The sequence below is a fragment of the Moorena sp. SIO4A5 genome (assembly GCF_010672005.1).
Lineage (GTDB): Bacteria > Cyanobacteriota > Cyanobacteriia > Cyanobacteriales > Coleofasciculaceae > Moorena.
Genome location: NZ_JAAHHZ010000033.1, coordinates 1 through 25,648, shown reverse-complemented (window position 1 = coordinate 25,648; position 25,648 = coordinate 1). Strand labels below are relative to the sequence as shown.

Here is a 25,648-nt window from a genome sequence, read left to right as displayed (position 1 = left end):
CCTCCCCATCCTAAGAGGATGGGGATTCCCAGGCACAACCTAAATGGCTGTTAACTCCGTGGGCGTAACTTTCCCTCGAACCGAAGGTAGCTGGGTAGGGTCAATACCCAGTTTTTTAAGACCTCGCATTTTAATGTTTACTGCACCATTTACATCAGCATCATCGTGATACCCACACTCAGTGCAAACGAATTTTTCTTTTTTTCGATTACTCCCACTAGTGTGGTGACACTTTGGACATCGCTGAGACGTATGTTTTGGGTTGATTTTAATTACTGGAATGCCTGACTTTGCAGCCACAACTTCAACCTTTTTAACTAGCTCGCCCCAAGCAGCATTAGATATTGCACGGTTTAATCCTCTTTTGGCCGATTGCCCATTGCGTTCGTAGCCGCCATTTTCATTGGGTTTAGGTTTGCAACGGGACTTCATACCTTTGATTAGAGTCGATGCCCAGTATTACCTGGGGCACCTCTCCTTTCGGCTAAGGCCGACGCTGCGCGAACAGAACCGTGCATGAAACTTTCGCCTCACACGGCTCCTAGATATCCTTACCTTTCGGTTTTGCTCCAGTGTATTTGTTGGTGGCAGCTCTGATGGACTGCTAGTAGGTTCTTTTTAGACCAGTTGTCGTGGTTTCCATCTATGTGATGAAGATGTACATCCTCGTCTTCCATGAACCTCAACCCACAATATCCACAGGAATGGTTTTGCTTTTTCAAGGCTTCAGAGGTAGCATCGGAGTATAATCGCGAATTTCGATTGCTCCAGTACACCAGGTCACCGTCGTAGGGTGACTTGGTTCCCCTTACGTTCACGTGTTGGTTTTGTTTATACCCAACTTTTGGGAATGCCTTTTTACATAGTTCATCAGCTCTATACCGACCTACTTTCTTTTCCTTTCGGAACTTTCGGTGGGCAGTGTTGTTCATGAACCACAAAGAATCCCGAGCGCTGCTCATATTGCAGCTGTTATGGTAGTTCCGCCAACCGCGCACAATGGGTGCCAATTTTCTGGCTTTTACTTCGGCACCATAATTCGAGCTGTTGACTATGGCTTTGATTTTCTTACGTATGTTTCGGTGGTTTTCCTCTGAGGGAATTGACCGAAATTTTCCGTTTTTCTGGACTCGGAAATACCAGCCCAGGAAATCAAATCCTTCTGTCGCTTTGGTTAACTTGGTCTTTTCAACGCTTATTTCCATCCCTCTCTCAACCAGGAATGCTTTGATAGAGTCTAGTATCTTCGTGGCGTTATCTTTTGGCTTCAGAATGACCACCATGTCGTCGGCGTACCTTAGACTGGTGTGTATATCTTCTATTCCGTCTAGTGCGATGTTAGCTAACAAGGGACTTACCACTCCTCCCTGGGGCGTGCCTTGCTCTGGAAACTCAGGGTCTACTCCTGCTTTAAGGCATCGGAATATTCCCTTTTTAATAGTTGCCGGAGCAATAACTCGTTTCATTATGGAGTTGTGGGAGATACGGTCAAAGCATTTTTTGATGTCTAATTCTATTATCCTTTTTGTTTTATTAGAGCCGCTTTTATTTGCTTTTAGGTGATTGTACAGGCGTTTTTGCACATCTTGTGCGCATCTTCCTGTCCTAAACCCGTAGCTGTCGGCGCTGAACAAAGCTTCATGAGCTGGTTCTAAGGCAAACTTAATTAGACATTGCCAGGCTCTGTCAGCAATGGTTGGTATCTTTAACATTCTTACTTTTCCATTCTTCTTAGGGATTGGAATTTCACGAAGTCCGCTATGTTTCCAGTCGTGGCCATAGAGGTTCAATGTTTCAACCAGTTCCATGCGTTCTCTGTAGTTGAGGCTTGACTTTCCATCAACTCCAGCCGTTTTCTTTCCTTTGTTTAGCTGTGTCACTTGACGTACTGCCAAAAGCTGAGCTGCGCGGGATTTCAGTATTAGCTTCTGTAAAGACCGTGCTTTCTTCAAGTCACCATCTCGAACTGCTTTGAACACTCTCTTTTGTAGGCGGAAAAGGTCTTGGCGGATTTTCTTCCACTTTTGACTTTTCCAAAGGTCGCTATATCGATTATTAGACATGCGTCTACCTATACTCTCCTAAGGTTTGTGTTTTCTGGATACCCGCAGCCAGTTATTTGGCTGCATCTTACCCGACAGTGAGGATTAAGTTTGGCATAACTTACTAGAGGTTCGACCTTTCTCTAGACTCAATGTTGCTGTCGTTTTTACTCGTTCCGTCTGTTAGATTTATTTGGCGATTTAGGGCAGTCCACTTTGCCTATTCCCTTCTCGAAGATTACGGATACCAAATATATAGCTCCGTGAGAATGTAAGGAATGAAGTCTCGCATATACTGGTCAGATTGCGGCTTGGACTTAAGACACTTTTTAAGGACTTTTGTTAATCTACCCGTGTCGCCTCCCTTTTAGCGGCAGTGTGGCACATCTGATTTACCTCTGATTCCGCCCTGATGCCAGCGTCACTCTGGTGGGTTGCCGCCCATCTCGGTGTGGCCAGATAAGGAGTCACATATCTTCTCATGGGGTTGGGTTTGCACCACCATCCAATCAGACAGTTAGGTTTGAGGTTTATTCCTCGCGCCCCTAGCTTATACCCCTCCCTACTACGGGAGGCTCCTAGCTAGAACGAGCCGCACATATTCAAGTCCTCAAATATCAGGGCATCGGCTTCATTTGTTAGGGTTTTAGCAGTTTCCCAGTGATATGCACGACGTTTATCAGTGATTCGATCATGCAATGAAGCCACTCTAGAGAAGGATTTTTTGCGGTTTTTTGAGCCTTTCTTTTTCCTACTCGCAGATCTTTGCCTTAATCTCAGACGTCTCGCTTGACGTTTTGATTTTTTGTCGTTAGCTGGATTGCTGATTATCTCTCCATTAGAAATACTAACGAGCTTTTTAATACCCAGGTCGCAACCTTTGACACGAGATGCATCAATTTCGCCTTTAGTTTTTACAGATGGATCTGGTACCGATTTGTCCTCAATCTGGAGACTTACAAACCATCCCCGTGCTTTTCGACGAACGGTTACGGACTTCACTGTAAATCCATCAGGGATAGGGCGAGACTTGTGGAAACGCATCCATCCTATCCCTGGTAGATAGATTTGATTGCCATCCAGCTTTACCTGTCCTGGAGCATATTTGAAGCTTCTAAATCGCGAACGTCTCTTAGGTTTAGGGTGTTCTGTCTCTCCTTTGAAAAACTTTGAAAAAGCCACATCTAACTGCCTTAACGTCTGTTGCAAGACAGTTGAATTGATAGTTTTGTACCAAGGTCGCTCTTTTTTGAGAGTTGGGAGACTTGAGCTCTGAGCTTCGTAAGCATTCCTACGAGGGTTCTTTTGACTTTTTTTCCAAGGATATCCGATAGAATGTGACTTGTTCACGGAACAGGTCAATGGACACGCTTCTCCCTTACTTTTAAAATCACAGTAATTACCTAGTCTTGGAGATCTAACTTGATCATAAGACTCATTTCTGTCTCTCAATAAGTAATTGTACTGAGCTAACAGCATATCTAGCCATCGGTTCATTGTGGCTTGTTGCTGATGATTGGGTCTTAGTTTATAGACGTATCCAAGCTGCATGGCTCGACCTCTCCATCCGTGCTATCTTAATTATATATTTCCGAAATTATATTGACAAGAGGATGCCTAAACAAAAATAAAAAAAAGTAGGAAGACCCCGACTTTATGACGAACCTAAAACAACCCATAGCATCAAGGCCACACAAACGGCTTGGAATGGATTGAAATACCTAGCAGCTTCTTCGGAGTTAAGTCTATCGGAGTATCTGGAATTTTTGGGAAAGACTGGTGTGCTACCTGAGTGATCGGTATTTGAAGGGAAAATTCATCCCTGGAGACGAAACCTTAGGAGAGTGGAGCCTTTATGGTTGGCAGGCTATGCATAAAAAGGTTAAAACTTATTGATTAAGGCTCCACTCTCCTTACGGTAACTTTAAGACCTAAGAGGACGGGGTATTCTTTTCCCCTGGCCTTTGGCCACGCTACGCGAACAAACTCCCCTATTCGATAACCTATTTATATAGCGGTTCTCATAGCTATAAGGTACACAGGATTTTTTTCCTGATCTGAAGTTCCCTATTCTCTCTTCCCTACTCCCTACTCCCTGCTCCCTGCTCCCTAACTTTGGAGTTACACTGCATCTATGGACAGACTCGGATCACCCCTATGGAAATTACCATCCAACTCCCCGATGAAATCGCTAGTCAACTCCAAGTAGGTGACCTCTCCCGCAGAATCCTTGAATTGATCGTGGCTGATCACTATCGTCAAGGTCAGCTTGGCGCTGCCCAAGTCCGCAGAATCCTTAACTTCTCTTCTCGCTGGGAAACCTACCAATTCCTCAAGGAGGAAAAAGCTTACCTTCCCTACACCGAAGCTGACCTAGACGAAGATCGCAAAATCCTTGACAATCTATTTTCAAAAGCTTTTAGATAAGCAAAATGGCAACCTCTCTAATAAATCCTGATCAAGATTTCGCTTTATGGGCTGTGCTGCTGTCAGCAGCAACAATTGGATTGTGGGCAGAACGTACTCCTTGGGGAGCTAAACTATCTGGGGCTGTTGTGACCATTTTGGTAACCTTCATCCTATCTAATCTTAGGATTATCCCACCGGATGCTCCCACCTATGGGGTGGTCTGGTCTTACTTAGTTCCTTTAGCGATTCCTTTGCTACTATTCCAAGCTGACTTGTTTCGGATTGTGTGGGAGGCTGGGTCTATCTTAATTGCCTATGTCATTGGTGCAGTGGGAACAATCCTAGGAACAGTAGTGGCTTACTATCTCATTCCTTTAGGAGAAGAAGGTTGGAAGTTGGCAGCAATTTTTTGTGCTACTTATATTGGTGGTTCTGTTAATTTTGCGGCAACCGCTGAAAGCACTGGGTTACGAGCAGGAGATTTACTCAGTGCCGGGGTAGCAGCAGATAATTTAGTTATGACCTTGTACTTTTTACTGTTGTTTGCTTTACCTTCAATGAAGTGGCTACGGGGAATTTTCCCTAACCAACGTTCCCATGAGAATACTAATTCTAGCCAGTTTAGTGTCTTTGATTCCCAGTCTCGACAAGGACTCTCTGTTATCGATATCACTTTGGCATTAGCCATTAGTATGACCACTTGTGCTGTAGGTTATGGTCTCGCTAGCTGGTTGGGCTTCAACAAAGGGGGAATTCTGGTGGTAACGGTTTTAATTGTGATGCTAGCGACAGTATTTCCAAGTTATTTAGGTAGGATAACCGCAGCAGAAAAAATTGGCTATCTGCTGATGCAGGTATTTTTTGCTGTAATTGGAGCCAGCGCTAATGTGGAAATAGTGCTACGAGTCGGATCAGTTCTGTTTATCTTTGCTGGATTAATTCTCGCCATCCATTTGTTAGTGCTACTGGGAGTTGGTCGATTGCTGGGTTTGGATTTAGCTGAATTGCTGATTGCGTCCAATGCTAATATGGGTGGGCCAACTACAGCAGCGGCTATGGCGACAGCACGGCAGTGGGATAAACTTGTTACTCCTGCTATTCTTTGCGGTACTCTGGGTTATGCAGTAGCTACGTTTATTGGTGTAGGATTAGGTAATTTTCTGCGGTCTTTGGGTTGATGTAGTATTTTGAAATTGGGTGAGGTACTTACGCCGGTGGATTTTAGGGAGCAGGGAGCAGGGAGCAGGGAGCAGGGAAGTCGGAAGTGGGAAAAAATACTGTTTACCTCATAGCTATGAAAAACGCTATATCGCATTTTCCTAGGTTTTGGAAATATTTCCGGATATAGGTAGAACTCCCTTGGATTCAGAAATAGTAGATGCACCCTGACTAATCCCTCAGCTACCCGCTGGGGTTTTTTTTTGATCTTGAACAATGGTATCTGGGGTGACGTTTCTGGGGATTTTGGTTTTTGCGATCGCGTAGCGGCTCCATTCGCGTAGCGTGGCCCAAAGGCCAAGGAGCATCGCATTTCCCTATGTTTTGCCAATGTTTCCGCCCACCTTCTGCACTTCAAACTGTAGTATTTTGAAACTCCCCCGGCTTATAGCCTTGAGGAGTTTCAATCGGGAGCAGGTCAAAGTTGATGAACTATCTAGTATTAGAGCAAGCTAAAACCCATGAGGGGGCTATAGCTTTAGTACAAATGCTCTGCATAAGTGACATGCTCCCTGTCAATCTCTTATATAGCGTTTTCCATACTTATGATTTAGACAGGATTTTTTACCAATTCCGAAGTTCCCAATTGCGAAGTTCCCTGTTCCCTAAAATCCCAAAATTGTCTACCTCACCGAATTGAAAACCGCTATATTATTACTAAGGCTGATAAGCATTAAGTAATTTACTGTGAGGCTGTACAAATGGTTAAGATTGATACTCAATCGGTGTAAATCGCTCAAAAATGGGCTTTTGAGATACTGTATTAGGGGTAATACCAAGTATCCTACCAAAGCCCTGTTGACTAATTGCAATTTTTCATATCCTAGATTGGCGAAGGTATTGTTAAAAACTAAATGATTCTATGAAACTAGTTTATAACGAGAAAACAAAGAAGCTTGAATTTCAATTTACATGGGAAACCTTTATCGATCCATTTTCCACTTATAAAACTGCATGGGCACTTATTAGATATGTAGTAGATCTAGTGAAATCACCAGGTAATCTTTCTCAAGATGATAGTGCAATCATAAGGTCAGTCATTGAGGAGGGGCGCAAGCAAAACGTTGATGAAATGGAGATTCAGATGAGCCGTGATGTTGCTTTGGGAATTAATGTAGATGGTATAAAAGGTGTCGATGTGACATTCGGAAGCAAAGGTAAAACAAATTATGTTATGAAGATAAAATATAAGTCTGATGACTAATCAAGCTGTCTAGTTATTATCAAGAATTCCTGTTTAATAACATAAAAGCCAATGAAGATAAAATCTGAAAAGCTGTGGTAGTAAACTTTAGCATGCATGCCTCTTGCCTTAGGCGTAGAACTATATCACAAAACCCAAGGCAATTTAGCAGAAGAATTCCAGGGTTTCTCCCAAGGAATACCACCAACTTCTAATCCACATAACTTACTTTCAGCTATCAAAATCGGTTCAACGTTATCCCCACGTCGTTGTTTAAGTTCCAACCTCAGGTGACCTTGCATAGTATCCCGGCAAATGAAATCTAACCCCTGTTCCGTCGGAGCTCGTAGAGGTGTACCAGGATAGTCAGTTGTACCAGTTAACTCTACTTCATACTCCCCATTGCGCCCTTGCATCTGCCAATTTCCCCAAGGCTCAATCTGCCAGCTTACTTCTGAATTCCACGGCACGAATTCATAAAATTTACCTTCGTAGTGAATGCCAATCAATGCAGCTGCTTCTGCCAACCCCATTACTTCCCGTCTACCACCACCAGCAGTTAGAGCCAGGTCTGGTTGATCGGTAAAACTGTTGCAATTAAGCCAAAACCACTTCTTAGGAAAAGCACGACCCCAATTTTTTTCCCCATAGGCCGGGACATTGGTAAAGTCATATAGCCTACCATTCCAATCAATCCAGCCAGTGGCTAAACCGTGGGCCATCAAGATTTGCCATCCTGGTTCAAATATCTGTAAAAACGAAAGCCAGCCAGCGGTTGATTGCTGGGGTTTTCCCTGATCTCCCCAGCCATAAATCGGTTTAATTTCATAGCGCCAATCACAATAGTTTCCGCTGGCTGGGTCCCGAATAAACCCTTGATTCAAGGTAGCTGTAGCCTGATATCCTTCCTTGATTTGATACTCAAATTTATCCGGGTCAAGGTATTGAGGAGTAATTTGTAATTTAGTTTTACCCCAATGTCCTAGACCTAAGGATTCCGATGACCCCCAAAACTGTTCCGGATGGGGGAAGGTACGACACAGATACTGATCATCAGGGCCTAGAATTTGGGCTGAACCCCCACTATAGGGTTGACCACCAATGGGGTCTTCAATGGAATACATAAACGCAAACGTCTGACCACAACTGGGTAACGTCACCCGATAGTACCAACCTTCAAAAAAGCGATCGCTCTTACCGTCCCAGTGATATCCGCTGTGGGGTGTTTGAAAAGGATGTGTCATAGACTAGGGTTTTGGTAGCTTGGGGGATTTTGCCATTAATTATTATAAATTCCAGCATCAACTCTTCCCCTAGAAGGGTTGAAAGTTAGCAGGTTACATGTTGCATGTTGGGCAAATAACCTACCCCACGGGAACGCCAAAGGCGAACAACCACATAACCTTCTATGGTGGGCAGATGGTGGGCAGTGCCGAGTAACCCTATAACCAGCTTGGTGAATCTGTCTGATGCACTGCCCACCCTACATTAACTGTTCCCTGTTACCCCTACTCCCTACTCCCTACTCCCTACTCCCTAATGCCCGATAAAAAGGTATTCACACCCGAAATGACTGCTGATGGCTCATTCACCTTCTTTTGTTCAGAAATTGGTGAATCCTATCACAGCCGACAAGGTGCCATAGAAGAAGCCCAGCTGAAGTTTGTCAAACCCTGCCAAATAGCTGAAAAAGCCCAACAGCCAGTGCTACGGTTATTAGATATCTGTTATGGTCTAGGTTACAACAGCGCTGCTGCCCTAGCGGAAATTTGGACACACAATCCCCACTGCCATGTCCAACTAGTTGCCCTAGAATTACACTCTACCGTACCACAAGCTGCGATCGCTCAGGGTTGGCTTAATCACTTTCCCAATCCTATCCCCCAACTATTAGAGGCTCTGGCAACTACTGGACTGGTTGAAACCCAGCAATTGCAAGCTCAACTCTATCTCGGTGATGCCAGAAAAACTATCCAACAGGTGCAACAAGCTAACTTCCAAGCTGATGCTATCTTTCTTGACCCCTTTTCCCCACCCAACTGTCCCCAATTATGGACTCTCGAATTTATTCAACACTTAGCCCAATGTTGCTCAGACACCGGTAGACTAGCCACCTACTCTTGTGCCGCAGCAGTGAGAATTGCCCTGATCACAGCTGGGTTTACTATTGGCTCTACCATTGAAGTGGGAAATCGGCAACCCGGTACTGTCGCTAGCTTTACTGAAGCTGATTTACCTAGCTTATCAATCCGAGAACAAGAACATTTGCAAACTCGTGCCGCTGTACCTTACCGAGACCCGAATTTATCAGACTCAGCCTCAGACATTCTACACCGACGCCGCCATGAGCAGCAAAACTCTTTACTTGAAGCAACCTCCCATTGGAAAAAGCGTTGGTTGAGAGAGCAAAGGGAATAGGGAACAGGGAATAGGGAATAGGGAACAGGGAGTAGGGAGTAGGGAGTAGGGAGTAGGGAGTAGGGAGTAGGGAGTAGGGAGTAGGGAGTAGGGAGTAGGGAGTAGGGAGTAGGGAGTAGGGAGTAGCAAAAGGCCAAACGTGTTGCTTAATAATTGAATGATTTTAAGAGTGAGGTGGAATGGGCATCTTGTGTGGAACTGGCATCTTGTGTAGAACTGGCATCTTGCCAGTTTCCTGGAATGGGCATCTTGTGTGGAACTGGCATCTTGCCAGTTTCCTGGAATGGGCATCTTGTGTGGAACTGGCATCTTGCCAGTTTCCTGGAATGGGCATCTTGTGTGGAACTGGCATCTTGTGTAGAACTGGCATCTTGCCAGTTTCATGCTTATTTTCGCGCGGGCAGGATGCCCACTCTACTCCTATTCATTCAAAGACTGACGCAACGCCAGGCAATAGGCAATAGGCAATAGTCAAGACGGTTTTAACGGATGCAGTCCCGATTCCCGATTCCCGATTCCCGATTCCCGATTCCCGATTCCCCTTTTATAGTAATAATACGGTAATTATTGACTTAATTAGCAATTAATCAAATTAAATAGGGAATAACACTATTTATTCTCCCAATATAGTAATCATGCTTCTCCGGAATTATTAATTCTCTCTCGTGCATCTTTAACAAAACTGCCAATTTATGACATCAAACTGAGGTCAAGTGTGAGTATGATAGGGATGCAAAGATGGAAGCAAAAAGCTAATCTATGGTTGCAGTAGCAATTCTAGCGGCAGGACGCGGAACTCGCATGAAATCTGACCTGCCCAAAGTCTGTCACCGTTTGGGTTCACAAACTCTAGTGGAGCGAGTGCTCAACAGTTGTGTTTCTATTAACCCCTCCAGAGTGATGGTGATTTGTGGCTATCAGAGTGAACGGGTAAAAGAAAGTCTGAGCGCCTACACCAATGTAGAATTCGTTGAACAGAAAGAGCAATTGGGTACTGGTCATGCCGTCCAGCAACTGTTGCCCCACTTGGCAGACGATACCGGAGACTTACTGGTCTTAAATGGTGATGTTCCCTTGTTGCGTCCCGACACCATTAAACAACTATTAGAAAGCCATCAAGCCCATAACAATGGCGCTACGATCCTAACTGCCCATGTGCCCAATCCCACCGGTTATGGACGGGTTTTCTGTGATAGTAACAATCAGCTGCAACAGATTGTGGAACACCGGGATTGCACTGATGCTCAAAAGCAAAATAACCGCATCAATGCTGGTGTCTATTGCTTCAACTGGTCTCAATTGGCTTTGGTCTTACCAAAACTCTCTGCGGATAATGACCAAAATGAGTATTACCTAACGGATACGGTTACCATGGTTAATCCAGTAATGGCAGTGGATGTGGAAGATTACCACGAAATTCTCGGGATTAATGACCGTAAACAGCTGGCCATGGCTGAGCAGATTTTGCAAGAGCGGATTAAGGATGGCTGGATGAAGGCAGGGGTGACATTAATTAACCCAAACAGTATCACCATTGATGACACTGTCCAATTGCAACCTGATGTCATCATTGAGCCCCAAACTCATTTGCGGGGTAAGACCGTGATTGGTGCTGGTAGCAGGATTGGCCCAGGGAGTCTGATTGAAAATAGCCAGTTGGGTGAGAAGGTGACCGTGCTATATTCAGTGGTCAGTGATTCTGTGGTTCAAGATGGCACCCGTATTGGTCCCTATTCCCATCTTCGGGGTAATGCCCAAGTAGGAGAATCCTGCCGTATCGGAAATTTTGTGGAACTGAAAAATACTCAGATTGGCGATCGCACTAATGCCTCTCATCTATCTTATTTAGGAGATGCTACCCTAGGGTCCCGAGTGAATATTGGCGCAGGTACGATTACTGCCAATTACGATGGTGTTAAAAAGCATAAAACCCAGATAGGCGATCGCACTAAGACTGGCTCGAATAGTGTTTTGGTGGCACCACTCACCTTAGGAGAAGATGTCACTGTGGCCGCTGGTTCTGTGGTTACCAAGGATGTTCCAAACGATAGCTTGGTAATAGCTCGTGGAAATCAGGTAGTTAAACCCGGTTGGCGATTAAAGACCACTGAAGATTCCAACAGCTGAGCAAGTATAGGGATGGCTGTAAGTTGATCAGGTTGTTGCTAAATTCCCTAAATTGGGTGTTTCAAGAGGGGCAATAGGGGTAACAGAAGTAAGAAGGGGAAGCAAATGACTAAAGACTGCGATAATAATTGTTGAGGTAAAATTTAGCTAGCCTGATGACCTGGGAAATTGCTTCTGTTGTTGCTAAATCTGTTACCCCTATTTTAGGGAGAAAAATTCAAACTAGGCTAACTCCTGCCGACATCCACAAAGCAGTAGAGCAAGGACTCAAAGCTGCCCTAGTGCGAGAAGAACCCTTGGCACCAGAGCAGCGCCTTTTCTATTACTCTGCTCCTGATGCGATCGCGTTTTTTCTGGAAGACTTTTTCCAAGATAGGGAAGTACAGGAGGAATTACACAAACCCCTCCAAGAGGAGCACAAAGCACCATTAACCTCTTTGCTTGTGGAGAAATTTAAGCAGGTAGCCTCAAACTATGCCCCCACTCAACCACAAGATAGTTTTATCCTTCCCTGGATGGAAACCTTTGTCAAGACTTATACTGAGAAAACCAGCACTTATTTACAATTTCAACTAACTAAGGAAAACTATTTCCAGCAAATTTCCAACAAGATTGATCATGTTAAGTTTGCTGGGATGTTGGTAGCGACCCAGCATGGAAACCATTCCCTTAAGCTTGACCAAATTTTTGTCATGCCTGAGGTGGAAGTGTTACATCCTCCCAGTAGTCAGCGACCGGTAGAGTCGCGGGTTTTTCACCCTCAGGTAGCATTACCCGGTAAGCAATGGCAACCATTGCCCATGCAAACGGTTAAAAAAACTCTTGCCCAATATTTATCAGCCGTAAAAACCTGGCAGGTTACCTCTGCTAAATCCCGAAACGTCATGTTACTGGGTGCGCCTGGTTCAGGTAAAACCACCTTAATGAATTATGTTGCTGTCATGTTAGCCCAGAAGCAACCAGAAGCAATGGGGTTAGCGCCAGATCTTGACTGGCTGCCGATTTTAATTGATATTCGGGATTGGGTCGAGTATTCAGATATCAGTATTCTAGAGTATGCACGGCAGTTTGCTGAAAAAACCCTATTGGTGAAATCCCTGCCTAAAGGTTTCTTTGAACATTGGCTGGAGGATGGACGAACATTGATTTTGCTCGATGGGCTTGATCAAGTCACAGAACCAGCAAAAGGTGAGCAAGTCGTAGGTAAAATTAAGGATTTTATCCAGCAATTTCCTAACAATTGGGTAATTATAACCTGCGATAATTCCAGTTACCATAACTCAAATTTTATCTGGGAGTTTTACAGGAACGAAGAATTTTATCCCTATCAAATTCAGTCCTTTGATGACAGTCAAATAGAGGAATTTATTCAGCGCTGGTACTATAGTCAGATTCAATACAAAGCAGAAGCACAACGACTTAAAGAAAGCCTGAGCAAAGTGCTATATGAGCATCAGCAGATTAGACGCCTGGCACGAAACCCCCTATTGTTGACAATTATTACCCTAATTCACCGCTATCATTTCCGATTGCCTTTGGAGCGCTATCAGCTTTATGACCAGGCAGTAGACCTGTTATTAACCTCCTGGGATAATAAACCAGATATTAGTCCAGATATTAGTAATAATCAGAAGCTGAAATATCTGGGATTGAATGATTGTAGACGATTGATGGAACGTCTCGGGTATTGGATGAATATCCAGGAGAGTAAAACGGAGAAAGAAGGTAGGATAGTAATTAATCGAGATGAACTGATCGCTTGGTTTGGTAGAGAAATTAAAAACCTGAAACAGATTCAGTTATACGAGGCCAAGGCAGAGGCAAAACGGTTGGTTAATTTGATTAGGGATAGCGTAGCGGCTCCAAAGGAGCATCGCACTGGCATTTTAACACAACAAGGATTGGATGGTTACGCCTTTATCCATAAAATCTTTCAAGACTATCTGTGTGCTCAAGAAATTAACTATCAAGCCGATAATGAAGAAAATTTTGAGATTATCCTTAATCATATCCAAGACTATCTCCATGACTCCCACTGGCAAGACGTGTTGCTGCTACTAATTGCTCAGCTTAAACCAAAAAAAGCCGCTAAAGCAATTCAGGAAATTTTAAATCATGGCAGTGAGTATGAGTCTTGGTTACATCGGGATTTATTATTTGCTGCCACTTGCCTTACCGAAAATACTCAACCCTTGAAGATAGCAGATAATTCCCTACTGCAATAAATTTTAGCAGCATTAGTTACCCTAGCAGCCAGTGATTCACGGCGAGTTGGTTACCAACTCCATCAGCAAGTCTTTCAAACCCTTTCCGACTTGAATCAGACTGAGATTAAACTTGACCTTTTACAACTATTGAAAGATAGAGCAAACTCTCAGAAAGATACACAATCCCAGGAAAGCCAAGTGGAATTAGGGCAAAACCAATTAGGGCAAAACCAATTAGGGCAAAACCCGACATTCCTCAAAACCTTTTTGGCAGGGCTAGAAGATAATAATAATACCGTGCGTCACCAGGCCAGTGAGATATTAACTAGTGATAGATTAACTAGTGATAGTTTAAATAAATTAGACTCTCCTGACTATTATCTGACTACTCTCCATCACACTAGTCTTCCAAAAAATATTCAGAACTTATCACTAAGCGCTATTGTCAGATTAGACAATACTTCAGAAAGCTTAGTAAATACATTGCTGAGCTGGCTAAAAGATGACGATGCTACGGTTCGTTCTGAAGCAGCTTTAGCATTAGGTGAATTAGCTCAGGTTTCTGAGCCAGTCGTGAATAGCTTGTTGATGCGGTTAAACGATAAAAATTCTCGTGTTCGTTACTCCAGTATCTGGGCATTGGGCAAATTGAAGCAGCGTGGTAAAACCGTTGTGAGTGCGTTATTGACAAGGCTAAACGATCAAAATTCTCGTGTTCGTTGCTTGAGTGCTTCAGTGTTGGGTAAATTAGACCAGCGTAGTGAAACCGTAGTCAGTGCTTTAATCACATCCCTCAAAGATCAAGATTCTGATCTCCGTTGTGCCGCCGCTACTGCTTTAGGTCAGTTAGGTAATGGTCAGTTAGGGAACCTTTCTGAAACAGTTGTCAGTGCCCTACTACCCCAGCTAGATGATCAAGATTCTGATGTACGTTGTGCCACTATTAATGCCTTAAGCCAGTTGGGTAATTCTTCTCAAGTTGTGATCACTGCCTTGCTGGGGTGCCTCAAAGATGAAGAGTCTGGTGTACGTGCCTCAGCAGCTGAGACCTTGGCTGAGTTAGGTAAACCATCTAGTTATGTGTCCAGTGCTCTTGCACAATGGATTGAGCTGCACCAAGCCTCAGACTATGTGGGTAGTGGGATTGATGCTCTATGGAATTTGGAAATCCCACAAGGGAGTAGGGAGTAGGGAGTAGGGAGTAGGGAGTAGGGAGTAGGGAGTAGGAGCTGAGGGGTTGACCACAAGGCTAATTCTCATAAAAAATGGCTCAAAGTATTGCTAGGCAACGCTTTTAGCCATTGAGATACTATTTAGTATAAAAAATCAATTATCAAAATATCAAAGCTATACACAATAGCAGTTTGAGGCCACTAAAGTTAACAGCTTAGTCTAACAGGTACCGAAAAGCCATTACTAATGACTATCAAGATTTCAGCATCCTGTATGCGTAATTGTTCAGATACATTTAAATCGACTTAAATCGACAAAAATTCCACATCCTTAGTCATATTCAAGGTATCCACAATCTTTTCGCCAGTATGATAAGCCGCTAGCAGAACTTCGCTAGTTTTGCCCCATGCGATCGCACCATTAGCATCTAGAGCAATAGCGGCAAAATCTCGCTGATTCTTCCGAGCTTCCTTAAATGAACGCTCCATGGCATTCACCAGGGATAAACCATCAGTGACTCGCACCACAATCCGTGCTGCTAGACACTCTTCCATAATGTCTTCCCCGATACCGGTGCAGCTCACTGCTGCATCACCAGTAGCGTAATTTCCTGCTGGCATTGCCGAGTCACTGACGCGACCAATCCGTTCAAAACCCTTACCACCAGTAGAGGTCCCTGCTGCCAGATGACCCCGGCTATCTAGTACAACCACACCAATGGTTCCCCTTCGAGCTTCAGAGCTGGTCACCAATTCGTCCTCAGCAATCACTCCCGCCATCTTATGGCTAAAATTGGCCTGCCTTTCTTTGAGCCACTCTTGTAACCGCAGCTGCGTCATAGGATTGTAAACCGGGAGTTGCATGTCTCGTAACAATTCTGCCGCTCCATAGTCCGACAGCACGCGGTCATCGGAGCCTTGCAACGCTTCTGCCAGCTGAATCGGATGCTGCACTCGCGACACATTAATCACACCGCTGAAGCGCTGAGATTGACCTTCCATCAGGGACGCACTCATCCGGATTTGCCCATCTGATTGCAACACTGAACCGGTTCCAGCATTAAAGCGCGGGTCATCTTCTAACAGTTGGCAGCCTCGGACCACAGCATCAGTCGCACTACTACCGTTCACTAACAAGGCATAAATCTCCTCAATAATTGAGTGGAGGGACTTGCGAATCGCATCAGCCCCTCCTTTGCCTTTTATAGAACTACCAGCACCACCGTGGATAATGACTTTGGGACACACCGTCTTCACAAACATACACAAGAATGAAGAAAAGATTAAGGATTAGAACACATAGTGTGAATTATGAGAGTCTGCTGTGTCAAGTATGAAAATATACAAAACACAAAAAGTTCACTGACGAAACCTTTGGAACTAGCCCTGGTTATCCTTGATACCTCATCTCTGCTTCACGCCAGATTTCCGTCTGCGACAGCGCTCTGAGCAATATTTGACTTCCTCCCAACAATCTTGCCATTTTTTGCGCCATGTAAAGGAACGTTGACAAACAGGGCAAATTTTTGTTGGCAGGTTCGATTTCAATTGCTGGCGTGTCATATTAGTTCTATTATAGATAATGAGTATCTTTTATTGTAACAAATTATTAATTTCTATCAAGTTTAATAAAAAAAAATTACAAAATTTAATTATATAGCGGTTAATCGTTAATTGTTTATTGTTAATTGAAAACTTTTGAGTTTTGATTGTCTATAGCAATTATAAATAGGTTGTGAAATTTCACGGGGGCAGGATACCCGTACTCACAATGATTTTGGGTTTCGGAATTTTCACAACTCGTTTATAAAACCTATAATTTTTCATACTTATCAAGTACTTTGTCCTAGGTTTTAGGCAATAGGGAGTACGCAATAGGGAGTAGGCATAAGCCAATTGACTGTACATCATTACTAGGATAAATGCTATAGTAAGGGGAAAAAGAACCCTTATTATCAAGTCAGGTTGAATACCCATCTTTCTAGAGAGCGAGGGGAGGGTGGGAAGTGTGGGGAGATAGGGAGATAGGGAGATGGGGAGATGGGGAGATGGGGAGATGGGGAGATGGGGAGATGGGGGAGATTTTTATTAAGGGTAATTATCCCGACATGATATATGACCTTTCCCAACTAATCGATAACTAGATAACAATTAATCAAACTAACAATTAATCAAACTAACAACTAATCAAACTAACAACTAATCAAAGAACCTATGCAACCTATTCGACAAGGGGACGTTATTTTACTTCCTGTAGAGCAAATCAATGGACAACAGTTACCTCACCTAACCCTAGCAGAAGGAGAGGTAACTGGACATTCCCATCGCATCAGTGATGGTGTTGCTCAGTTATACGAAAAAAATGGCATCCTTTATCTACAAGTTGTTTCAGAAATAGCAACCTTAACTCACGAAGAGCATCAGCCCATAGAGCTTCCACAAGGTAGCTGGATGGTGCGAATTCAACGGGAATATGAACCTCAAGGATGGCGATATGTTGCTGACTAATATTATGTCCGGTTGACTACTTATATAGCAAAGGGAACAGGGAGTAGGGAGTAGGGAGTAGGGAGTAGGGAGTAGGGAGTAGGGAGTAGGGAACAGGGAGTAGGGAGTAGGGAGTAGGGCACAAAAATTATCACAATTCATTGAGGTGCCCTATAAAACTTATAACTTGTAACTTGTCACCTGTAACTTGTAACTTGTAACTTGTAACTTAAAAAGTATAAATTACAAATTACCTGAATACAAAGTAATTAACCGAACTCGATACTATCTGTTCACACAAGTTCTGATCGTTAAACCTTCTCCAGTCGAACCAAAGCATTGTAGTCTGGAATATCTACTTCAGGCGATCGCTTGCGTTTATCCAATAGCACATTTCCTTCAGGCCAATGTACCTGTAAATTTCCTGGTGTAATCGGTGCGATATGGATGTTTCCTTGGAATTGACCCTGTTGATTCCTCAGGATTACGGCATCGCCATGGTTTAATCTCAGTTTTTTAGCATCCACCCGACTCATCAGCACCGCCTTTCGCCTTGCCCCAGTAATGGCATCTTTCTGTTCTTGCACCATGCTGTTAAATTGTTTACCTCGCCTGGTGGCTACCAAGAAATGACCTTCTGGCAGCTCTAACTTGGGTGGAGATAAGGGGGAAAAATGGGCTAACCCATCCGGTGTGGGGAAATTCCAGCCAAAGCAGAGATGGGAACCGCCATACTGGAACTGATCACCAGCTTCCTTCAGATGTTGGATACCAGCATACTGGGGGATAACCTGGGCAATTTCTGCCCGAATGGCGGCTGTGCTATCAAAGTATAATTTATCTGCCAAATCCGGACGCACTCGCCGTGCTAGTTCCATAAACACTTCCCACTCCGGACGGGCTTCCCCAATCCGAGGGCCAGGAATTTCTGGACTGAAAATCACCCGTCTCTCGGTACTGGTTTCAGTTACTCCCCCTGGAATTTCGTAGCGAGTCGTGGCGGGTAACAAGACTACGGTTTCCCCAGGTTCTACTAACATTTGACTGGAGAGGACAATATCCATATGGACTCTCAGAGGGATTCGCTGTAGTGCCTCTTTGATATAATCTGGTTCTGGCAACACCTCCAGGAAATTGCCTCCGACGGAAAATACTATATCCAACTCCCCTGAATGGGCAGCATCAATCATTTCCGCTGCTGTTAATCCTTTGGTGGTGGGTACTTCAAACTGCCATTGTTGGCTGAGCTTGGCCGCATTTTCTGGAGTAATGGGCTTACCACCAGGAAAAACCGTGGCATAGCATCCCATTTCTGCTCCTCCTTGCACCCCAGAGTGACCCCGAATCGGCATTAACCCACAGCCTTCTCGACCAACAAACCCTTTTGCTAAGGCTACGTTAATGATGGCTCGCACATTATCTTCGCCACACTGATGCTGGGTAATACCCATGCTCCAGACAAACACAGCTTTATCAGCTTCAGCTAGCATCTTGGCAAAGGCGTACATATGTTCACGGGAGGTACCGGAAAGCTGTTCTAGTTCTTCCCAGGATTGGTTAGCTAGGGTTGCTTTTAATTGCTCAAAATTAGTCGTATGATTTTTGATGAAGGATAAGTCTACCCAATGGTTAGCAATCATCTCCTTAAGGGTGCCATTGAGGAATGCCATATCCCCACCCATATTGATTAAAAAGAAGTCTTCGGCAAATTTAGTACCAAATAAGGCACTTTCGGGAATCGAAGGCACCCAATAGCGTTCCATACCTGGTTCTTGGTAAGTGTTAATTACCACAATTTTGGTACCAGCCTTCTTAGCCCAGTGGAGATACTTAACTGTAACTGGTTGATTGTTGGCAACGTTAGAGCCAATGAATACTAATAAATCTGTGCCAATCCAATCTTGATAAGAACAAGTAGTAGCTGCTACCCCTAATCCTGCTTTAAGTCCAGCAGTACTCGGAGAATGGCAGATGCGAGCAGCATTATCTATATTATTAGTTCCGATTGCCCGCACTGCTTTTTGGGCAGCATAGTAGGTTTCATTTACTGTACCTCTACTGGTTAGATAAACGCTAAATCGGTTAGTGCTGCTATCAATGGGTGAAGGTAAACTATTCCTTAGGGAATCACTGATTAATTCCAGTGCTTTATCCCAACTAATTCGACGAAATCCTTGCTCCCCTCGTTGCCGCATCATGGGGTAAGCAAGCCGTCCTAAATCCCGCAGTTGGATACTTTTTTTCCTCTGAAGCTGAGAGACATCTGCTAAGATTTCGGGGTCAAATGCTGCCATGGTATTCATCCGCAACAGCCGCAGCCGGACATTACAGACATGGACGCCATCAAGAGTCCAGTCTTTCATACCAGTAGTGCCAAGGGCGCAACCGTCGCACACTCCCTGATTTAAGATATCCCAAGCATAGGATAACTGGTCTCGGTTTTCCCAAGCTGCTCTGAAGACTTCCCAATAATTGTTCGGGTATTGTTCACCAATACCGAATGGTTTCCAGTTTGCCCAGTGGGAAGGAGTCCAGCCTTTTTTGGGTTGACGCAGCATGAGTTTGGAGTAACGTTAAAATCTGGGTACTTGATTACGTTACCATAAACTTATAGCAATTATCATAGCTATGAGGTAAACAATTTCTGGATTTTAGGGAGCAGGGAGCAGGGAGCAGGGAATAGGGAATAGGGAATAGGGAATAGAGAATAGGGAATAGGGAACAAAAATTATCACAATTACTCTAGGGATTACTATATAATAAATAACTTAATTTAAGGAAATGCTTAGGATGAAATGTTGGAGGGAATATAACGGTTTATTGGTGTCAATAAAACTGAGGTTTAAAGGGTTGGTTGCTAGGAATTATTGTGTTTGTTGATAGCAGAGCGATCGCTTAATTTAGTAATACCATAAAAAGTTAGATAAATCTATAGTATTTATCTAATGGGTGAGGTATATTTTTAATTTTAAGGAATAGGGCATAACGATGCAGTTCTACTCCCTACTCCCTACTCCCTACTCCCTACTCCCTACTCCCTGCCTTTACAGATAATTTTAAACTTGGTGCAAGCTCTGAGTATAAAGTATGAATCAGCACCGTAGCAAAACTAAATCCCAAGTCTGGGTAGTGGAAAACAGCCAAGTGCGATCGCGTTTAGATCAACTGGCAACAGAAGAACCCTTGGAAATTCGCCTGACCTCTGCCCAGAAAACCGTTGCGGTGACCATGCGCACCCCAGGGGCAGATTTTGAACTAGCAGCAGGGTTCCTCTATAGTGAAGGAATTGTGAAGCATCGGGATGATATTCAACGGATTAGCTACTGTGTGGATTCTAATCGAGATGGTGAGCAGCGCTATAATATTGTGAATGTGACCTTGAGGGAAGAACTGACTCCAGATTTGCAGCCCCTGGAACGCCACTTTTTTACCACCAGCGCCTGTGGAATTTGTGGAAAAGCTAGTCTTGAGGCACTACGGTTGCGAGGGTGTCCAGTGATGTCTGATGCTATGGAAGTCAGCACTGAAGTGATTTACAGCCTCTCGGAACAGCTGCGTTCAGCTCAATCAGTGTTTTCCACAACTGGGGGAATCCATGCTGCTGGGTTGTTTAATTCCCAAGGAGAGTTACTCTGTTTACAAGAGGATGTAGGACGTCACAATGCTGTGGATAAATTGGTGGGTTCAGCGTTATTAACTAATCAACTGCCCTTAAGCGATCGCATTGTCATGGTCAGTGGGCGCTCTAGTTTTGAGATTTTACAGAAATGTCTCATGGCTAGGGTTCCAATTGTTTGCGCTGTATCTGCTCCCAGCAGTCTAGCGGTAACCCTAGCCAGAGAGTTTGGGATTACCCTTGTGGGATTTCTGCGGGGAAAACGGTTTAATGTTTATTCTGGGAAAGAGCGTATTTGCAGTTTTTTTGATCATGGTTGATATGTCAGCATTCAGCGGTCAGCTGTCAGCTGTCAGCATTCCGTAACTCAGATTAAACTTTTGCTTACCTGTTGTCTTGTCCAGTCGCTTATTCAAAAGCTGTTTGGTGTAGCTTATCCTATGCCCATAAGCACATCAAGTACCGTGGCACAGGCTTCTAGCCTGTGCCACCCATTAGCTGATAGCTGATAGCTGATAGCTGAATGCTGAATGCTGAATGCTGAATGCTGATAGCTTACGCTAGATTAAAAAATAAAATCGTTAGCCGTAATCAGATTGACGTCCACATCAGTCAAGAAAGCTAACGGTTGATTATTTTGAGTTGTGATCCAGGTGTCACCATTTTGTTCAAAGATAGAAAGTGAGTCAAAGGTAAACCCTCCCTCTAATTTCAACAAATCTACACCATTTTCAAAGTCAGCAATGGTGTTCTTGCCTGCTGTGGACAAGACAAACATGTCTTCTCCAGCGCCACCAGTCAGGATGTTATCTCCTTGACCACCCTTGAGAAGGTCGTCACCGCTACCGCCGAAGAGTTTATCTTGGCCTTGACCGCCTAAGAGGGTGTCATTGCCAGCCTCTCCAAATAAGTTATCGTCACCATCACCGCCCTCAAGGCTGTCATCACCGCTACCACCGTACAGTTCATCCTGACCACTGCCACCTAAGAGGGTGTCATTACCCTCGTCTCCAAATAAGTTATCGTCACCGCCGTCACCGTTAATAAAATCATCACCTGCTAGACCTTCGGCAATATCTTGACCGGTCAACAGATTGATGATATCATTCTTTGGGGTGAGGGTCAGATTATCGTCGTTGGGGGTTGCGACAATGGAACTTGAGAAAGAGGTAGTGTTGAGCAGTACTGACACGTTGTCGGAGCCAGAGTTGGCCGTCGCAATGTCTGGTTTACCATCACTGTTGAAATCCCCTACAGTGATGGAAGAGGGATTAGTGCCCACACCAAACGAACCAGAAGGGGTAAAGCCTCCTGCACCATCCCCTAATAGCAGTGAGACTTGATCATCACTTGCTGCTGCAATGTCCAAGTTGTGATCACCATTGAAGTCCCCCACGGCGACTTCAGAACCTCCACCTGTTGTAAATGGTATGGGAGAACCAAAGGTACCATTTCCATTCCCCAACAGCACCGCGATTTCGCTCTCACGACCGGAACCGCTACCTACGACTAAGTCTAGATTGCCATTTTTGTCGAAGTCTCCCACAGCACCAGCAGCGGCAAAAGACACACCTGTTGGAATCGCTTGGGCAGGAATGTTGAAACCCCCAGCCCCATTATTCAGCGCTAGGAAGATTACTGATCCCCGAGATCCTATTACTATATCTGGATTACTATCTTTGTTAAAGTCCCCCACAGAGATAGAACCAGCAACACCTGTGCCTGTATTCAGATTGGTGGCTGAGTCAAAGTTTCCGTTCCCCTGACCAAACAACACCGAGAGCTGGGTATTGACGTCGTTTTGGGTCACTACTGCTAAATCTTGGTTGTTATCGCCGTCAAAGTCTGCGACAGCGACAGCAGCGGGTCCCTTGCCTGTAACAAAGCTAGTGGCAGGGTTAAAGTTTCCGTTCCCCTGACCCAACAGCACCGAGACAGTGTTTCCACTGGAAAACTGACCTAGGTCTGCCGTCACCAAATCCAGCTTACCATCTTTGTTGAAGTCTCCCACAGCAACGTCAACGGGAAAACGTCCCACGGCAAAGTTCCCATTTAAGGTATAGCTTCCTGCGCCATTATTTAACAGCACCGATACGTTATCAGAGTTAAAGTTCGCTGTTACTAAATCCAAATCACCATCATGGTCAAAGTCTCCGGTGGCAATAGCAGCAGGACTATTTCCTACTGCAAAGTTGTTAGCATTGCTAAAGGAAACAGCAAAAATTCCTTGATATACCTGGATCAATTCAGGCAAAAATGCTGAATCTACACCAATCTGACCCGTACCACATTCTAGATTCCAATCACCACCCAAGGCAGCATTACCCGTGCGGTTCCCAGAAGCAGCAATCTCAGTACCAGTTATTTGGTGCAGTCGTTCCAAAAATTCTGTACCAGCATCTCCAGTAGCAACATTGCAGCCGTAGAAGAGAATAGGAGTGGGTGAATCAGTCGTTGACCAAGTTTGTAATTGAGGGGTGTAATGATTTAAAGTATCTAGACTAAGTTGACTATTTCCTAAATACAAACACCCCGGTGAACCGTGAGAAACGATGTGAATAGCAGTAATATCAGTGCGTCCTTGCAGAGCCTTGGTAATTTGTTCAACGCCATCCTGTGTAGAGTCCAGGACAATCACCTCAGCTTCCGGTACCGTACCATTAACTAAACTCTGATAATCATCAACCCCTGAGTCAATAAAGACAATAGTGCTAGAGGTTTTGGAGTGACTTACCAGAGTTTTGTGTACCTCAGTCTCCCCAAAGTTCAACGACTTATCGAGTTCGTTAAAACTAGCATTTTTGATATCAAACATGCTAAAATGCCCCTTGATGATGTGTTGGTTTGTAACAGTAGCCACTGGTGAAATGGCTACTAGTCTCAGCAGTCCTCTAAAATCCCATTGATTACTGTTAGCATCCTGCACATTAGTATTAGTATGTGGCTGCCATTCACCTACTAATCGTGACAATTTGCCAACAGAACCAAGCATTCGATAATCAGGGTTTTACTGATTACACTCTCAACCCAAATTACCAATCAGATATTTAGGATAATATTTGCAACCTCAGATATCATAACTACCAATCCGGCCAATGTAGGTGAAGCTTTGATGAAGTATCACTCAAGTTTTATAAAATTTCAGTTAAGCAGGGCTTTCACATTTATTCATTTATTGCCTTTATAAATGAAATGTAAACCTATGATGTCTTTTTTTATTGTCCAAGAAAACTCCGAATCTCTTTCTCCTCTTGCCTTTTGCCTCTTGAATTTTGCCTTCTCTGGCAATACGTGTGTTTACAACTCAAATACAAACGCTATAGCAGTTCTCAATTGGGTGAGGTACCTCGTCTTGGGTTAATGGCAGTAGCAATGCAGTCGCTAATGGGGGAAACCCCCTCAGGTCGGCGCTGCATCGCTTCTCTATACCCCACACCCCACACCCTACACCCTACACCCTACACCCTACACCCCACACCCTACTCCCAGTAAGGCTCACAAGGCTGCTTGTCACCCCGTCGAGCCTAGCTTAAAGTATTGATTAACCTGAAAAATGCCAAAAAAATTGCTTCAACCTCTCACAGGAGATAATCTTCACCGAGAGGGAAGCATAAACTAAGGAAAAACCCAATTGGAAACAAAAAAGAACTTGCTACCTAAGCAATAATCTTCGTATTATAGCACTACTGACCAGAAAAGGAGTGTTTGATGAGATACCCCAAACAAGTAGCACCAGTCAAAAGACCGGATCTGATTCAACCCTATCGGGCAGTGGATGTGGTTCATGGTAGAGGCGAAGACTTGGTGACTATTCGCATGGACTTGACCCATGGTGCCAATTACAATGACCCAGCACCCTTTGCTTACCCTAGTTATCAGCAACTCAAAACCTCTGGCTGGGGCGGATGGTATTGATGTGGTCGTGCCCCTAGGTCAAGGGTCAGCCTATGGGCTGATAGCTGATAGCTGATAGCTGATAGCTGATAGCTGAATGCTTACGGTTAAATAGATGTCGTAAACCATAAGAAACAATAAGAAACAATTATGCCAGAAGAAGAAACTAAAACTCCCAGACGCGGTCGTCGCAGAAAAACCCAGGCCAAGCCAAAAGCAGAACCTGCTGCTGCTTCTCCATCTGTTCAACCAGAGGTTAATGAAGAAAAGAAATCAGTGTTACTTGCTACTGGTCTAGAAGATTATGCACGGTGGAAGGTTATGTTTAAAGACCAGAAGCCAGACAATGACCCCCCTTTCCGTCGGGGACGCATTTGGGCTTAATCAGGAGATGAGTGGATAAGGATAGCAGGGCTGTTTCTTGCGTCCGACTAAAATTTCACGGGTAGGGAGATAGGGAAATGGGGGAAATTTTTATTATATTAATGGTAATTATCCTGAGATGATAATAGCCTTCAATGGTCGTATTTTGACAAAAGCGATCCATCCCTACTCCCTACTCCCTACTCCCTACTCCCTAAAACCACCCGAGTAAAGTCCCTCATCCAATTGAGAAATAGTATATATGATTAATAAAAACAATGCTAAAAAATATGCTCAAAAAAGTAGCCTAAAACTATTCCGTATACCCCTACAAGCTACTTTAATTGGGTTTTTCCTTATCAATGGAGGATGCTTAGCCCAGACCATTCCACTGACCGAAAATCTGATTAACCTCGATTCCGATCACGGAGAAAGGTTACTGATGGCAAGCCAAGCCCGAGAAGACTATTTGCCCCTAAGTATTCAGTTTGTCACTCAGGAAAACCTGGCTT

General features: G+C 44.2%; 27 protein-coding genes. 15 read left to right on the top strand and 12 right to left on the bottom strand.

Annotated elements, in window-relative coordinates; genetic code table 11:
• Positions 1-39: 39 nt before the first annotated feature.
• From F6K57_RS12275 to F6K57_RS12260, 4 genes are all read right to left on the bottom strand, one after another.
• Complete coding sequence (locus F6K57_RS12275) at positions 40-432, bottom strand: transposase (protein ID WP_293025608.1); 393 nt, start codon at positions 430-432, stop codon at positions 40-42.
• Positions 433-551: 119 nt separating this feature from the next.
• Entirely contained in the window at positions 552-2,063 is a 1,512-nt protein-coding gene (locus F6K57_RS12270; protein WP_293030709.1) for a reverse transcriptase domain-containing protein, read from the bottom strand.
• Between the two features lie 321 nt (positions 2,064-2,384).
• Positions 2,385-2,525, bottom strand: a complete 141-nt coding sequence (locus F6K57_RS12265) for a hypothetical protein (RefSeq protein WP_293030707.1) — start codon at positions 2,523-2,525, stop codon at positions 2,385-2,387.
• A gap of 99 nt (positions 2,526-2,624) precedes the next feature.
• The gene (locus F6K57_RS12260; protein WP_293026345.1) at positions 2,625-3,593 is read right to left on the bottom strand and encodes a transposase; all 969 of its coding nucleotides are present in this window, start codon (positions 3,591-3,593) and stop codon (positions 2,625-2,627) included.
• Between the two features lie 606 nt (positions 3,594-4,199).
• Here F6K57_RS12260 and F6K57_RS12255 point away from each other — a divergent pair.
• Both F6K57_RS12255 and F6K57_RS12250 read left to right on the top strand, forming a co-directional pair.
• Positions 4,200-4,469 carry a UPF0175 family protein gene (locus F6K57_RS12255; RefSeq protein ID WP_293026349.1) on the top strand — a complete coding sequence of 90 codons (270 nt, stop codon included), beginning with the start codon at positions 4,200-4,202 and terminating at the stop codon, positions 4,467-4,469.
• Positions 4,470-4,474: 5 nt separating this feature from the next.
• Positions 4,475-5,629 (top strand): DUF819 family protein, encoded by a 1,155-nt coding sequence (locus F6K57_RS12250; protein ID WP_293067865.1) that lies wholly within the window; start codon positions 4,475-4,477, stop codon positions 5,627-5,629.
• On the opposite strand, the gene F6K57_RS12245 is transcribed toward F6K57_RS12250, so the two are convergent.
• Complete coding sequence (locus tag F6K57_RS12245; RefSeq protein WP_293037485.1) at positions 5,569-5,982, bottom strand: hypothetical protein; 414 nt, start codon at positions 5,980-5,982, stop codon at positions 5,569-5,571. The two genes, F6K57_RS12250 and F6K57_RS12245, sit on opposite strands and share 61 nt — an antisense overlap.
• Positions 5,983-6,531: 549 nt before the next feature.
• Here F6K57_RS12245 and F6K57_RS12240 point away from each other — a divergent pair.
• Positions 6,532-6,873 (top strand): hypothetical protein, encoded by a 342-nt coding sequence (locus tag F6K57_RS12240; RefSeq protein WP_293067862.1) that lies wholly within the window; start codon positions 6,532-6,534, stop codon positions 6,871-6,873.
• Positions 6,874-6,998: 125 nt separating this feature from the next.
• Here the strand turns inward: F6K57_RS12240 and F6K57_RS12235 are convergent, their stop codons facing one another.
• Entirely contained in the window at positions 6,999-8,096 is a 1,098-nt protein-coding gene (locus F6K57_RS12235; protein WP_293037488.1) for a tocopherol cyclase family protein, read from the bottom strand.
• 295 nt (positions 8,097-8,391) lie between these two features.
• On the opposite strand from F6K57_RS12235, the gene F6K57_RS12230 reads away from it, so the two are divergent.
• Positions 8,392-9,270, top strand: a complete 879-nt coding sequence (locus F6K57_RS12230; protein WP_293037490.1) for an MnmC family methyltransferase — start codon at positions 8,392-8,394, stop codon at positions 9,268-9,270.
• On the opposite strand, the gene F6K57_RS12225 is transcribed toward F6K57_RS12230, so the two are convergent.
• Positions 9,214-9,399: a hypothetical protein gene (locus tag F6K57_RS12225; protein ID WP_293067858.1), complete on the bottom strand. Its 186-nt coding sequence runs from the start codon at positions 9,397-9,399 to the stop codon at positions 9,214-9,216. The two genes, F6K57_RS12230 and F6K57_RS12225, sit on opposite strands and share 57 nt — an antisense overlap.
• Before the next feature lie 24 nt (positions 9,400-9,423).
• On the opposite strand from F6K57_RS12225, the gene F6K57_RS12220 reads away from it, so the two are divergent.
• From F6K57_RS12220 to F6K57_RS12205, 4 genes are all read left to right on the top strand, one after another.
• Positions 9,424-9,741, top strand: a complete 318-nt coding sequence (locus F6K57_RS12220) for a hypothetical protein (RefSeq protein WP_293067855.1) — start codon at positions 9,424-9,426, stop codon at positions 9,739-9,741.
• Positions 9,742-10,029: 288 nt separating this feature from the next.
• A complete protein-coding gene (gene glmU, locus F6K57_RS12215) occupies positions 10,030-11,397 on the top strand; it encodes a bifunctional UDP-N-acetylglucosamine diphosphorylase/glucosamine-1-phosphate N-acetyltransferase GlmU (RefSeq protein WP_293067853.1) in 1,368 nt (455 codons plus the stop codon).
• Between the two features lie 155 nt (positions 11,398-11,552).
• Positions 11,553-13,622, top strand: coding sequence for an NACHT domain-containing protein (locus tag F6K57_RS12210; protein ID WP_293067850.1), 2,070 nt, complete (start codon positions 11,553-11,555; stop codon positions 13,620-13,622).
• A gap of 129 nt (positions 13,623-13,751) precedes the next feature.
• On the top strand, positions 13,752-14,795 hold the full coding sequence (locus F6K57_RS12205; RefSeq protein ID WP_293067847.1) for a sister chromatid cohesion protein PDS5: 1,044 nt from the start codon (positions 13,752-13,754) through the stop codon (positions 14,793-14,795).
• A gap of 287 nt (positions 14,796-15,082) precedes the next feature.
• Here the strand turns inward: F6K57_RS12205 and F6K57_RS12200 are convergent, their stop codons facing one another.
• The 3 genes from F6K57_RS12200 to F6K57_RS12190 form a co-directional block, all read right to left on the bottom strand.
• The gene (locus F6K57_RS12200) at positions 15,083-16,039 is read right to left on the bottom strand and encodes an isoaspartyl peptidase/L-asparaginase (RefSeq protein ID WP_293037504.1); all 957 of its coding nucleotides are present in this window, start codon (positions 16,037-16,039) and stop codon (positions 15,083-15,085) included.
• Between the two features lie 141 nt (positions 16,040-16,180).
• Entirely contained in the window at positions 16,181-16,339 is a 159-nt protein-coding gene (locus F6K57_RS12195; RefSeq protein WP_075904077.1) for a DUF2256 domain-containing protein, read from the bottom strand.
• Between the two features lie 180 nt (positions 16,340-16,519).
• On the bottom strand, positions 16,520-16,687 hold the full coding sequence (locus F6K57_RS12190; RefSeq protein WP_293037507.1) for a hypothetical protein: 168 nt from the start codon (positions 16,685-16,687) through the stop codon (positions 16,520-16,522).
• Positions 16,688-16,782: 95 nt separating this feature from the next.
• Between F6K57_RS12190 and F6K57_RS12185 the strand changes: the two genes are divergently transcribed.
• Entirely contained in the window at positions 16,783-16,920 is a 138-nt protein-coding gene (locus F6K57_RS12185) for a hypothetical protein (protein ID WP_293037510.1), read from the top strand.
• Between the two features lie 70 nt (positions 16,921-16,990).
• Entirely contained in the window at positions 16,991-17,284 is a 294-nt protein-coding gene (locus F6K57_RS12180; protein ID WP_293067842.1) for a hypothetical protein, read from the top strand.
• 290 nt (positions 17,285-17,574) lie between these two features.
• Here F6K57_RS12180 and F6K57_RS12175 read toward each other — a convergent pair whose 3' ends face one another.
• The gene (locus tag F6K57_RS12175) at positions 17,575-19,821 is read right to left on the bottom strand and encodes an FdhF/YdeP family oxidoreductase (protein WP_293067839.1); all 2,247 of its coding nucleotides are present in this window, start codon (positions 19,819-19,821) and stop codon (positions 17,575-17,577) included.
• A gap of 529 nt (positions 19,822-20,350) precedes the next feature.
• Here F6K57_RS12175 and fdhD point away from each other — a divergent pair.
• Positions 20,351-21,199, top strand: coding sequence for a formate dehydrogenase accessory sulfurtransferase FdhD (gene fdhD, locus F6K57_RS12170; RefSeq protein ID WP_293067836.1), 849 nt, complete (start codon positions 20,351-20,353; stop codon positions 21,197-21,199).
• A gap of 245 nt (positions 21,200-21,444) precedes the next feature.
• Here the strand turns inward: fdhD and F6K57_RS12165 are convergent, their stop codons facing one another.
• Positions 21,445-23,850 carry a DUF4347 domain-containing protein gene (locus tag F6K57_RS12165; protein ID WP_293067833.1) on the bottom strand — a complete coding sequence of 802 codons (2,406 nt, stop codon included), beginning with the start codon at positions 23,848-23,850 and terminating at the stop codon, positions 21,445-21,447.
• 287 nt (positions 23,851-24,137) lie between these two features.
• On the opposite strand from F6K57_RS12165, the gene F6K57_RS12160 reads away from it, so the two are divergent.
• The 4 genes from F6K57_RS12160 to F6K57_RS12145 all read left to right on the top strand — a co-directional run.
• The gene (locus F6K57_RS12160; protein WP_293067830.1) at positions 24,138-24,371 is read left to right on the top strand and encodes a hypothetical protein; all 234 of its coding nucleotides are present in this window, start codon (positions 24,138-24,140) and stop codon (positions 24,369-24,371) included.
• A gap of 216 nt (positions 24,372-24,587) precedes the next feature.
• Positions 24,588-24,794 (top strand): cyanobactin biosynthesis system PatB/AcyB/McaB family protein, encoded by a 207-nt coding sequence (locus F6K57_RS12155; RefSeq protein ID WP_293067827.1) that lies wholly within the window; start codon positions 24,588-24,590, stop codon positions 24,792-24,794.
• Positions 24,795-24,923: 129 nt separating this feature from the next.
• Entirely contained in the window at positions 24,924-25,157 is a 234-nt protein-coding gene (locus tag F6K57_RS12150; RefSeq protein WP_293017980.1) for a cyanobactin biosynthesis PatC/TenC/TruC family protein, read from the top strand.
• A 241-nt stretch (positions 25,158-25,398) separates the two neighbouring features.
• A partial coding sequence (locus tag F6K57_RS12145) for a phytochelatin synthase family protein (protein WP_293067824.1) occupies positions 25,399-25,648 on the top strand: 250 nt, incomplete at its 3' end.

What these genes read in the sequence shown, in the direction of transcription:
- fdhD (WP_293067836.1), top strand. Translation starts at nt 20,351, where the DNA reads ATGAATCAGCACCGTAGCAAAACTAAATCCCAAGTCTGGGTAGTGGAA.
- F6K57_RS12155 (WP_293067827.1), top strand. Translation starts at nt 24,588, where the DNA reads ATGAGATACCCCAAACAAGTAGCACCAGTCAAAAGACCGGATCTGATT.
- F6K57_RS12265 (WP_293030707.1), bottom strand. Translation starts at nt 2,525, where the DNA reads ATGAGAAGATATGTGACTCCTTATCTGGCCACACCGAGATGGGCGGCA.
- F6K57_RS12150 (WP_293017980.1), top strand. Translation starts at nt 24,924, where the DNA reads ATGCCAGAAGAAGAAACTAAAACTCCCAGACGCGGTCGTCGCAGAAAA.
- F6K57_RS12255 (WP_293026349.1), top strand. Translation starts at nt 4,200, where the DNA reads ATGGAAATTACCATCCAACTCCCCGATGAAATCGCTAGTCAACTCCAA.
- F6K57_RS12260 (WP_293026345.1), bottom strand. Translation starts at nt 3,593, where the DNA reads ATGCAGCTTGGATACGTCTATAAACTAAGACCCAATCATCAGCAACAA.
- glmU (WP_293067853.1), top strand. Translation starts at nt 10,030, where the DNA reads ATGGTTGCAGTAGCAATTCTAGCGGCAGGACGCGGAACTCGCATGAAA.
- F6K57_RS12270 (WP_293030709.1), bottom strand. Translation starts at nt 2,063, where the DNA reads ATGTCTAATAATCGATATAGCGACCTTTGGAAAAGTCAAAAGTGGAAG.
- F6K57_RS12200 (WP_293037504.1), bottom strand. Translation starts at nt 16,039, where the DNA reads ATGTTTGTGAAGACGGTGTGTCCCAAAGTCATTATCCACGGTGGTGCT.
- F6K57_RS12235 (WP_293037488.1), bottom strand. Translation starts at nt 8,096, where the DNA reads ATGACACATCCTTTTCAAACACCCCACAGCGGATATCACTGGGACGGT.
- F6K57_RS12275 (WP_293025608.1), bottom strand. Translation starts at nt 432, where the DNA reads ATGAAGTCCCGTTGCAAACCTAAACCCAATGAAAATGGCGGCTACGAA.
- F6K57_RS12190 (WP_293037507.1), bottom strand. Translation starts at nt 16,687, where the DNA reads ATGATGTACAGTCAATTGGCTTATGCCTACTCCCTATTGCGTACTCCC.
- F6K57_RS12245 (WP_293037485.1), bottom strand. Translation starts at nt 5,982, where the DNA reads ATGCGATGCTCCTTGGCCTTTGGGCCACGCTACGCGAATGGAGCCGCT.
- F6K57_RS12195 (WP_075904077.1), bottom strand. Translation starts at nt 16,339, where the DNA reads ATGACACGCCAGCAATTGAAATCGAACCTGCCAACAAAAATTTGCCCT.
- F6K57_RS12240 (WP_293067862.1), top strand. Translation starts at nt 6,532, where the DNA reads ATGAAACTAGTTTATAACGAGAAAACAAAGAAGCTTGAATTTCAATTT.
- F6K57_RS12230 (WP_293037490.1), top strand. Translation starts at nt 8,392, where the DNA reads ATGCCCGATAAAAAGGTATTCACACCCGAAATGACTGCTGATGGCTCA.
- F6K57_RS12175 (WP_293067839.1), bottom strand. Translation starts at nt 19,821, where the DNA reads ATGCTGCGTCAACCCAAAAAAGGCTGGACTCCTTCCCACTGGGCAAAC.
- F6K57_RS12250 (WP_293067865.1), top strand. Translation starts at nt 4,475, where the DNA reads ATGGCAACCTCTCTAATAAATCCTGATCAAGATTTCGCTTTATGGGCT.
- F6K57_RS12210 (WP_293067850.1), top strand. Translation starts at nt 11,553, where the DNA reads ATGACCTGGGAAATTGCTTCTGTTGTTGCTAAATCTGTTACCCCTATT.
- F6K57_RS12180 (WP_293067842.1), top strand. Translation starts at nt 16,991, where the DNA reads ATGCAACCTATTCGACAAGGGGACGTTATTTTACTTCCTGTAGAGCAA.